Source organism: Brooklawnia sp. (assembly GCF_032229645.1).
In the GTDB taxonomy this organism is placed as follows: domain Bacteria; phylum Actinomycetota; class Actinomycetes; order Propionibacteriales; family Propionibacteriaceae; genus Brooklawnia.
This window is the reverse complement of sequence record NZ_JAVTWX010000071.1, coordinates 1-9,239: the sequence shown is the minus strand read 5'-3', so window position 1 is coordinate 9,239 and position 9,239 is coordinate 1. Positions and strand designations below refer to the sequence as shown.

Annotated in this window: 6 protein-coding genes and 1 pseudogene; 2 read left to right on the top strand and 5 right to left on the bottom strand. The window is 64.9% G+C overall.

Going from position 1 to position 9,239, the window contains the following annotated elements; translation table 11 throughout:
- The 4 genes from AAFP05_RS04905 to AAFP05_RS04890 form a co-directional block, all read right to left on the bottom strand.
- The coding region (locus AAFP05_RS04905) for a Gfo/Idh/MocA family oxidoreductase (RefSeq protein WP_341728733.1) at window positions 1-944 on the bottom strand (944 nt) is incomplete at its 3' end.
- Window positions 941-1,996, bottom strand: a complete 1,056-nt coding sequence (locus AAFP05_RS04900; RefSeq protein WP_341728732.1) for a galactitol-1-phosphate 5-dehydrogenase — start codon at window positions 1,994-1,996, stop codon at window positions 941-943. The genes AAFP05_RS04905 and AAFP05_RS04900, both read right to left, overlap by 4 nt.
- A 137-nt stretch (window positions 1,997-2,133) precedes the next feature.
- Window positions 2,134-4,932, bottom strand: coding sequence for an FAD-binding and (Fe-S)-binding domain-containing protein (locus AAFP05_RS04895; RefSeq protein ID WP_341728734.1), 2,799 nt, complete (start codon window positions 4,930-4,932; stop codon window positions 2,134-2,136).
- An 11-nt stretch (window positions 4,933-4,943) separates the two neighbouring features.
- Entirely contained in the window at window positions 4,944-5,483 is a 540-nt protein-coding gene (locus tag AAFP05_RS04890; RefSeq protein WP_341728731.1) for a MarR family transcriptional regulator, read from the bottom strand.
- A 154-nt stretch (window positions 5,484-5,637) separates the two neighbouring features.
- Here AAFP05_RS04890 and AAFP05_RS04885 point away from each other — a divergent pair, with 154 nt between their 5' ends.
- Window positions 5,638-7,509 carry a long-chain fatty acid--CoA ligase gene (locus tag AAFP05_RS04885; protein WP_341728730.1) on the top strand — a complete coding sequence of 624 codons (1,872 nt, stop codon included), beginning with the start codon at window positions 5,638-5,640 and terminating at the stop codon, window positions 7,507-7,509.
- 11 nt (window positions 7,510-7,520) lie between these two features.
- A complete protein-coding gene (locus AAFP05_RS04880; protein ID WP_341728729.1) occupies window positions 7,521-8,372 on the top strand; it encodes a thioesterase family protein in 852 nt (283 codons plus the stop codon).
- A gap of 171 nt (window positions 8,373-8,543) precedes the next feature.
- Here the strand turns inward: AAFP05_RS04880 and AAFP05_RS04875 are convergent.
- A pseudogene (locus AAFP05_RS04875) lies at window positions 8,544-9,239 on the bottom strand (NADP-dependent phosphogluconate dehydrogenase); the annotation flags it as partial.

Genomic DNA, 9,239 nt, shown 5'->3' with positions numbered 1-9,239 from the left:
TGCTCGCGGTGGAAATAGTAGAGCGAGTCGACCGAGTTGAAGAACGCCGAATCCTCGGCCTGCAGCTCCGCCAGCCGGTTCTGTTCGCCGGGGATCGTCCATAGATCGTTGACCGGTGGTTCCGCGATGCCGGACATCCCTGCGATGAACATCGCGCCGCCGTCGGTCTGGACGCCGGCACTGGCACCATTCGAGCCATGCACCCGCACGTTTCCGAATAGCGCAGGATTCTGCGAGTTGCTGACCACGATGTTGCCGAGCGCTCCGCTGCGGAAGCGGATCAGTGCCATGGCGGTGTCATCCACCTCCAGTTCGGGATGGTTCAACGTGTCCCAGCAGGCCACGACTTCGTCCACCTCGCCCATGTACCACAGCAGCAGATCGAGTTGGTGCGGGGCCTGATTCACCAGCACTCCGCCGCCTTCACCCGCCCAGGTGCCGCGCCACGGATCGGAACGGTAGTACTCCATATCGCGCCAACCGAGCATATTGACCGTGCCGAGAATCGGCTTTCCGAGCCTGCCCTCGTCGATGGCCTGCTTGATGCGCAGCGATGGACGATAGAAGCGTCGCTGACAGATCGTGGTCCCCATGACGCCGGCCTCGCGGGCAGCATCGATGATCAGATCGCAGTCGGCAAGGGTCGACGCCAGGGGCTTCTCGATCGCGATATGCAGCCCGAGCCGGGCCGCTTCAGCGGCGTAGCCGGCGTGATTCGGGTGGGGCGTACAGATGCTCACCGCCTGCGCGCCGGTCTGCTCGACGAGTTCGGTCAGGGAATCGAAACCGGGCACGCCGTACTCGGCGCCGAATGCGGCACCGCGTCCGGGTCTGGTGCCGACCGCCCCAACGAATTCGCTTCCTTCCAGTGTCTGATAGCACTTCGCGTGGAAATGCCCGACCTTGCCGCAACCAAGCACGGCGGTCTTGATGGTCTCGGTCACGACCTCACCTCTTCGGCTTCGGGCAGCAGCACGATCTTGTTGAGTCCGGGCTCGCGGTTATAGACCCGCGTGATCCATTCATGTCCGTTCGCCAGCGGGACGGACTTCGCGATGAGTGCCTCGACGTCGACCTTGCCCCCGGCGATCAACTGCAGGCATTCGTCGTACTCACCGGCGGATGCGCAGGTGCCGAAGAGGCTGATCTGGCGGGTGACGACCCACTGCAGCGCAAAGTCGATCTGCTGGGCGAGATTGCCGATCAAGACGACCGAACCATCGAGCCGCACCGAACGCACGCACAGGTCGACGGTCGCCTCGATCCCGGTTGCGTCGAATGCGATGTCGGCACCCTTGCCGTTCGGCGTGGCAGCCAGCACCTGGGCCAACGCGTCGGGCGCCGCCGAATTGACGATTGAGGTCGCGCCATTTTCGACAGCGGTGGCAAGCTTGGCGTCGTCGATGTCGACCGCGATGATCTGGGAGGCGCCCATGGCCTTGACGACCTGCAGGGTGAGCAGACCGATCGTCCCGACCCCCACGATGACCGCGCTCATACCCGGCTTGACCTGAGTGCGCGTAGCCGCGTGATAGGCGATGGCCAGCGGCTCGACCATTGCCGCCTGCACGAAGCTGACCTCATCGGGCAGCCGGTAGCAGATATAGGCGGGCACCACGAGATAGTCGGCGAACGCCCCATCCCTGCGATAGTCGTCGCACGATACCCCGAGCACCTGACGGTTGACGCACAGATTCACGTTGCCCGCCCGACATGCCTCGCACTGATTGCAGTAGACCGTCGAGTCGAACGTGACCCGGTCGCCCACCGACCAGCCTTCGACGCCCGGACCGACCGCCTCGATCTGACCGGACGCCTCGTGGCCCATGATGTCGGGCGGTTGCCGGCGCCCGGACGATCCGTCCATGCCGTGCACGTCGCTGCCGCAAACTGCGCACGCCTTGACTTTGATGAGCACTTCGCCGGTGCCCGGGATCGGAGTGGGTACATCGAGATACTCGAACTTGCCGTACTCGGTGAGTACCAATGCCTTCATCTGTCAGCCTCCTGCGGTGAGTTTGCGTCCCGGCAACATCGTTGTCTGCGACTCCACGCTCTATTCTGGCAGCCCGCTGCGTGCGGGGAGGCTGGGGTCAAAGATCCTCTACGACTGGTGCGGGTGTCACTGATGCGCTATAGATGCGCGACCAGCAGCTCGGCCATTGTCACGGCCTGCGAGCCTTCCAGGTCGCCGACCTGCTTGCGGCAGGAGAAGCCATCGGCCAGTACGATCGCCTCCGGCCCGGCCGCACGGATCGCGGGCAAGAGATCGTGTTCGGCCACCTTCACCGAAACCTCGTAGTGGCCGCGTTCCACTCCGAAATTGCCCGCCAATCCGCAGCAACCGCCGAGCGTGGTGACCTTGGCGCCGGTGCGCTTGAGCAGGGCCGCGTCGGCCTCCCAACCCAAGACGGACGAATGGTGGCAGTGCGGCTGCGCCACGATGGTGTGCCCGGCCAGGCTGGGCGGCTGCCAATCGTCCAACGACCCCAGCAGTTCGGCGAGAGTATGAATAGCGTCGGCGACCACCGGCACCCTGGAATCATCGGGCAGCAGTTCGGGCGCGTCCGAGCGCCACACGGCCATGCAACTGGGCTCCATGCCGACGATCGGGATCTGCTGCTCGGCGATCGGAGTCAGCACATCCAGCGCATGTGTCAGCTGACGGCGGGCCCCGTCCAGCTGGCCGGTGGTGATCCAGGTAAGACCGCAACACGCATCCTGGGTGACGATCCGGGGCGTGAAACCGACGCTGACGAGTAGATTCACCAGTGCCGCGAGTTGCCCGCCGGCGAAGGCATCGGTGAACGAGTCCACCCAGATGGCCACCGGCCCGCGTGAACCGGCGACCTCACCCAGCTCGTAGTCTTGGTGACTGGCCGCGGCGCCGGTGCGGAAGCGCGGCATCGGACGGCGTTGGTCGACTCCGGCGATGGCGCGCACCAGATTGCTCAGCCCGGGAGTCTGCAACGCAAAATTGCCGAGCACCCCCAGGCGCAGCCTGGTGACCAGGCGACCCCATCTGGGCAGCCAACCCAGGGCATAGTGCGACAGCGGGCGCGGCTTGCGCTTGTGCTTCTCGAAGAGCACCCGCGACTTGTAGGCGGCCATGTCGATGCCGGTGGGGCAGTCGCGCCGGCAACCCTTGCAGGCCAGGCAGAGTTCCAGCGCCTCGGCGACCTCGGGCGATGCCCAGCCGCCGGTGATCAACTGGCCGTTGAGCATCTCCTGCAGCACACGCGAGCGTCCACGGGTGGCGTCCTTCTCATTGCCGGTCGCTTGGAAGCTCGGGCACATCACGCCGCCGGCCGTGGTGGTGTTGGCGCGGCACTTGCCCACCCCGGTGCATTGGTGCACCTCGAGGGTGAACTCCGGGTCTTTCATGGCCAGCGGTGAACGACGTAGCTGCGGAATCCGCAGGCTCGAGTTCAGCGGTTCAGGATCGACCAGGTTACCCGGATTCAGCAGATTCCTCGGGTCGAAGATCTGCTTGACCTGCCCGAACAGTGACAGCGCGGCGGGCGAGTACATCAGCGGCAGCAGTTCGCTGCGCGCCCGGCCATCGCCGTGCTCGCCGGACATCGATCCGCCATAGCTTGCGACCAGCTCACCGGCGGCGAACATGAAGTCGTGCAGCACCTGAGTGCCGTTCGCGGCGTCCAGCGGGAAGTCGATACGACAATGCACGCAGCCCTCGCCGAAATGCCCGTAGGGCAGACCGTGTAGCCCGAAGCGGGTGAGCAGAGCGTCGAAGTCACGCAGGTAGGCGCCCAACGCGGGGACCGGCACTGCCGAATCCTCCCAGCCGGCGTGTGCGGGCTTGTCGAGGGCGACGGCGGCCAGCCCGGCCGCGTCGGTGCGGATCGTCCATAGCCGCGCCGCCTCTGCGGCATCCGGCACCACCCAGCCCTCGGTCGCCCCGGACGCGTCCACCATCGCCTGAGCGCGTGCCGCGATCTCCGCGGCGTCGTCTCCTACGAGCTCGATGAATAGCCAGGCATCGCCGGCGGGCAGTGGCGGCACCGCATGCGGGCCGATACGCTCGGCGACCACATTCGACAGCCGCCGATCCATGCCTTCGCAGGCGGTAGGACGAAACGGCAGCATGCGTTCCATCGCGTCCGCACCGTCGGCCATCGTCGGATAGCCGAGCGCGACGGTGGTCTTGAGCGGGGCATCGCGTACCAGGCGGAGGGTGGCCTTGGTGATGATGCCCAACGTACCCTCGGTGCCGGCGAAGAAGCTTGCCACATCGAAATGGTTCTCGGGCAGCAGGTGTTCCATGCTGTAGCCCGAAACCTGGCGCGAGAATTTGCCGAACTCGGTGCGGATGGTGCCCAAATTGTCCAGTACCAGTGTCCGCAACTGCTCGAGAAGGCCGCCCGTGGCCTGCGGACGAAGCGTCAGCAGTTCGCCGGTGCCGGTGATGATCTCGAGTTCGACGATGTTGTCGGCGCTACGTCCATAGCCCAGCGCGCGCGGCCCGCACGCGTTGTTGCCGATCATGCCGCCGATGGTGCAACGATTCGATGTCGACGGGTCGGGGCCGTATCGCCAACCATGCGGGTTGGCTTCGGCCTGCAGGATGGCCTGCACGACGCCGGGCTCGACGACTGCGGTGCCGGCCTCGGTATCGACCGAGAGCACCTTGTTGAGATGACGCGACGTATCGATCACCAGACCGGGGCCGACCGCGTTGCCGGCGCACGAGGTGCCGGCTCCGCGACCGGTGACCGGCAGCCCGGCGGCCAGCGCGGCCCGCACCAATTCGATCAGCTCATCGGTGCTACGAGGCGTGGCGACGACTTCGGGCACCACCCGGTAGAGCGACGCGTCCGTCGAATACAGTGCCCTGGCGAGAGTGGACTGGTCGAGACAAGACGGATCGCTGAGCCGGGCACGCAGGTCGGCGACTACCTGCTCGCCGGCGATGGCCGGCGCGCTCACCGGCAGGCTCCGTCTGCGGTGGCGGCTGCCGACCGCGCGGGGCCACCAGGCTCGGTTCTTGCGGAGTTGGCCTTGGACTGGGTTCCGCTGGCATCCAGAACGGCTTTCATCGCCCGGCCGAGAGCTTCCCAATCGTTCTCGTCGATTGGGTCGATAAGCACTCGGCGCACGGATGCGACGTGATCTGGAGCGGCCCCCTCGAGCAGCCTGAGACCCTTGTCGGTGAGCCGGGCGACCACGCCGCGCCGGTCGCGGGTAGCGGTCTCGCGCACGATCAGCCCGTCGGCCTCCATCCGGTTGACGGTATGGGTCAACCGGGATCTGGACTGGTTGGCGCCGTCGGCCAGCTGAGACATCCGGATGCAGTGACCCGGAGATTCGGACAAGACGACCAGTACCTCATATTCGTTGAGATCGAGGCAATGCGGACGCAGATCGGCATTGAGCTGCTCATTGATCCAAGCAACGGCATCCAGCCAGTTGCGCCATGTGACTTGCTGGGATGGCGTCAGCCAGCGAACTTCCTGCTCAGACATGGCGCCCATCTTAGTGGGGCAGTTGAATGCTTAATCACGGGGGTGAGCCCGCGGTCGGCCGGTGCGCGCGACCGGGAATGCACAACGGGCGTTAGGATCAAGGGTCCGCAGATGATCTTCGGCTACTCGGAATCGGTGGCCAACGAGGAGCGCCATGAACGCCAACGCACAGCAGATCGCCCAGACGATTCTTGCGCAGTGCGCCAACGACTACCCGACGATGTTCCGCAACCGGGTGGCCGCGGATCCGGCGAAAGTCGCCTTCACCGTGCCGCAGGGTGATGGCTGGCGGGATGTCACCTGGGCCGAGGTGCGCGGAGTCGTCGATCATGCCGCCGCCGGGCTGCTATCGCTGGGTCTGCAATACGAGCAGCGGGTCGCCATCGCATGCGCCACTCGTTTGGAGTGGATCGAGGCCGACCTGGGTATCGCCTGCGCGGCCGCTGCGACCACCACTGTCTACCCGAATACAAATGTCGACGACATGTCGCACATCGTCAGCGATTCGAATTCGGTGATGATGGTGCTGGAGAACAACGCTCAACTCGAGAAAGTTCGGCAGGCGGCTCAACTGGACGATCAGCTCAGCCATGTCATTCTCATCGACGATGACCGGCCCATCGGCGCCGAAGCCGATGATCGCGTCATCACCTGGTCTGAACTGCTCGAGCGTGGTGCCGAACACCTGGTGGCGAACCCCGGCTGTGTGGACGAGGCAATTGCCACGCTTGGCCCGGATTCTTTGTCGACGCTGATCTACACTTCGGGCACCACCGGAGACCCCAAGGGCGTCGAACTGCTCCACCGCAGCTGGACCTATGAGGGCGCGGCCATGCAGTACTACGACTTCGTCTTCCCCGATGACGTGCTCTATCTGTGGTTGCCGCTCAGCCATGTTTTCGGACGCGACCTGCTTTCGGTGCAGCTTCAGATCGGGTTCCGGGCGATCGTGGACGGGCGTGTGGACCACATCGTGGATGGGCTGGCCGAAACCCACCCGACAATCCTGGTCGGCGTGCCCCGGATCTTCGAGAAGGTCCGGTCGGCCGTGATGACGATGTACCCGCAGAACGGTCTAAAGGGACGTATCTCCCGGTGGGCCTTCAAGGTGGGCCGCGAATCGCACCCCTATCGGCTGGCCGGTCGTCCGCTGCCGGTCGTGCTCAGGGCGCGTTACGCGATCGCGGACCGGCTGGTCTTCAGCCGGCTCAACCGCAGGCTGGGCGGCCGGATGAGGTTCATGATCTCGGGCTCGGCGAAGCTGTCCGGCCAGGTTCAGGAGTGGTTCTTTAGCGCGGGCATCACCGTCATCGAAGGCTACGGCGCGACCGAGACCGCCGCCATCACCTTCTTGAACCTGCCCGATCGTCCGAGATTCGGAACGGTTGGCCCGGTGATTCCCGGTTTGGAGGTGCGGTTGGCCGACGACGGCGAAGTGCTGGTGAAGGGCCCCACGATCGCCCGTGGATACCACCATCTTCCTGACGAGACCGCCGAGGCGTTCGACGACGGCTGGTATGGCACCGGCGATATCGGGACGCTGGACGCCGATGGCTATCTGACCATCACCGACCGCAAGAAGGACCTCTTCAAGACCTCGAATGGCAAGTTCGTCGCCCCGCAGAAGATCGAGGGCGCCGTGATGGCGAACATTCCCTACGTCAGTCAGGTTGTGGCGATCGGCCAGGACCGTAAGTTCGTCACCGCACTGGTTGCCCTGGACGAAGGCCAGTTGCACAAGTGGGCTGCCCGGCGCGGCAAGAGTGATCTGAGCTACGCGGAACTGACCCGGGAACCCGGCATTCGCAACTCCATCGACCGGTTCATGCGAAAGGTCAACGCCCGGCTGGAACGCTGGGAACAGATCAAGCGGTATACGATTCTGCCGGCCGAGCTGAGCCTGGCAGACGGCACCTTGACTCCCAGTCTGAAGGTGCGTCGTGACGAGGTGAATTCCGTGTACGCCGATGCGATCGAGGCGATGTATGCGGACGACGCCCCGATGTCTGATCTGGTGCCGCGATGAATGCTGGTTTCGTGGCGTGGGTTCAGCTGCGCTGGACAGATCTGGACGCTCAGGGGCATGTCAACAATGTGGTGGTGGCCGAGTATCTGCAGCAGGCGCGCGCCGAGTTCATGCTGTCGGGCAAGGCCTCCGAGATGCTCGATGAGGGAGTGGTGGTGGTCGGCCACCAGATCTCGTACCGCAGTCCGATCCACTTCAGTGACGATCCGCTGCGTGCCGAGGTCTGGGTGGCCGAACTGGGTGCGGCAAGGGTGGTGATCGGCTATCGGCTGATTCAGGACGACAGGTTGTGCGTGGAGGCACGCACGGTCGTCTGCCCCTTCGATTTCGAGCGGATGGTGCCGCGACGCCTCACCCGCCTGGAACGCGGATTCTTCGCGTCCTGGCTCACCGAGGAGACCGCGCCATTGCCGGAGTTGGCATCCCCCGAGCTTTCGGGACGCGGCAGGATCACCCCGGTCAAGGTTCGCTGGTCGGATCCCGACCGGTACCAGCATGTCAACAATGTCTGCTATCTCGACTATGTGCTGGCCGGACGCATCGACATGACGACAAGCGCCGATCCGTCGATGGCTCGCGTCGCAACGGGTAACGCCGACGCGGTGCGCTGGCTGATCGTCCGGCAAGACATTGACTATCTGGTGCAGATGATGTTTCGCATCGAGCCCTTCCATGTGCTGACCGCGCCGGTTCACCTGGGCTCGAATTCGCTGGTGCTGGCCACCGAGATCATTGACCCGCTGGACGGCACCGTCCATGCGAAGGCACGCACGGTGATGGTCTGCGCCGACAGTGACGGTCACAAGCGCCCGTTACCCGAGGCCGGCCGTGCCGCGCTGGAGAGGCTGCTGATCACCGGTTGAGTCGCCCTCAGTAGCGGGCTCCGGTCACAGCCGCTCCTTGCTCTCATCGACTGCCGGAATGCGCAACAGCTGCCGAAACACCGCGACATTTCGCTAGTCGCTGTGTATTTCGGCAGCCGCCGGTGTGCTGATCAACTGGCGGTGAGCCGACGATCAGCCGTTACGCCCAGCTCAGTCGTCCGAAGTCTTCGACTCGGAGCGGTCGCCCGACCAATCCAGGTGGAAGTGGCCCGGCTGGTCGACGCGCTCATAGGTGTGCGAGCCGAAGTAGTCTCGCAGTCCCTGGGTGAGCGCGGCGTTGTTACGCGGCGCGCGGGCCATGTCGTAGTAGGCCAGCGAGCTCGAGAAGACCGGAGCCGAGACGCCTGACTGCACGGCGGCAGATACCACCCGGCGCCACGAATCGTTGTACTGCGCCAGCTGAGGCGCGACCGAGGGGGCGCACATCAGCGAGACCAGGTCGGCGTTGGCTGAGTATTCCTGGCGGATGTTCTCCAGCAGCTTGGCGCGAATGATGCAGCCATCACGCCAGATCTTCGCGCAGTCGGCAACATTGATATCCCAGCCGAACTCCATGCCGCCGGTGCGAATCTCGTCGAAGCCCTGAGAGTAGGCAACAACCTTGGACGCCCAGAGCGCCTGCCGCACGTCTTCGACGAAGGCAGCCTTGTCAGGCACCTGCAGGGAACGGTCGGGACCCTGCAGGGTCTGCTGGGCCGCGGCCCGCAGATCGTCGTGGCTCGATTCGGCGCGAGCAAAGACCGACTCGGCGATTCCATTGACCGGAACACCCAACTCGAGAGCGGTCTGCACGGTCCACGTGCCGGTGCCCTTCATGCCGGCGCGATCCTTGATCACGTCGACCAG